The organism is Vibrio sp. 378 (assembly GCF_033339435.1).
This window is the reverse complement of the sequence record NZ_JAWOUO010000214.1, coordinates 1-965: the sequence shown is the minus strand read 5'-3', so window position 1 is coordinate 965 and position 965 is coordinate 1. Positions and strand designations below refer to the sequence as shown.

Sequence of the window (965 nt, the reverse complement as noted above, 5' to 3'; positions counted from 1 at the left end):
CCTAACGTTCTTTTGACAAGAAATGGTATCATTCTCGGCTAATTCGAGGTTCGAGATGTAAAAGTTAATGACTACAAGCACAAAACTGGTGGAATTACTGTACCAACTTGAAGCACAACTTCAAAAGCACGAGCTATGGCAACGAACCATGCCGTCGCCAGAAGCGTTGCAAAGTGTGGAGCCTTTCGCGATAGATACGCTTGATCCACATGAATGGTTGCAGTGGATTTTTATTGCTCGAATGCACGCTTTAGTAGAAAGTAGCCAACCTTTGCCAAGAGGTTTCTCTATTGAACCTTATTTTGCAGAAGCGTGGAAGCAAGAGCCGCAGTACGCAGAGCTTTTGAACACGATTCGAACTATCGACGAACTATGTAAGTAACTTCAATGTCAGAACAAGAAACATCACAAACCGTGGCTCCAGTAGAGTTGGAGATTGTTTATCAAGATGAGTATTTTGTTGCGGTGAACAAGCCCGCCGGCATGTTGGTTCATCGCAGTTGGCTAGATAAACACGAAACTCAGTTTGTCATGCAGACTCTGCGAGACCAAATTGGTCAGCATGTCTTTCCGTTGCATCGCTTGGATCGTCCGACTTCTGGCGTTTTGGTGTTTGCGCTCTCCAGTGAAGTGGCTTCTCAAGTGATGCCAATGTTTGCTGAGCACAAAATGGAGAAGACCTATCACGCGGTTGTCCGTGGTTGGATTGAGGAAGAGGGCGTTTTAGATTACGCGTTAAAAGTCGAATTAGACAAAATTGCAGATAAGTTCGCCTCACAAGAGAAAGAAGCTCAAGAGGCCGTAACCGCTTACAAACCACTGGCGAAAGTGGAAGTGCCTTATTCGACGGGTAAGTTCCCAACAACGCGCTACTGTTTGATGGAAATGAAGCCCAAGACTGGTCGCAAGCACCAATTGCGTCGTCACATGGCCCACCTACGTCACCCAATTGTGGGGGACACATC

The 965-nt window shown here is 46.3% G+C and carries 2 protein-coding genes; both read left to right on the top strand.

The annotated features are described in order from the left end of the window. Positions 1 to 67: 67 nt before the first annotated feature. Positions 68 to 382: a YqcC family protein gene (locus tag R7Q48_RS25240; protein WP_005494262.1), complete on the top strand. Its 315-nt coding sequence runs from the start codon at positions 68 to 70 to the stop codon at positions 380 to 382. Positions 383 to 387: 5 nt separating this feature from the next. After that, positions 388 to 965 (top strand): tRNA pseudouridine(65) synthase TruC (gene truC / locus R7Q48_RS25235; protein ID WP_318132880.1); only part of this gene is annotated, 578 nt, incomplete at its 3' end.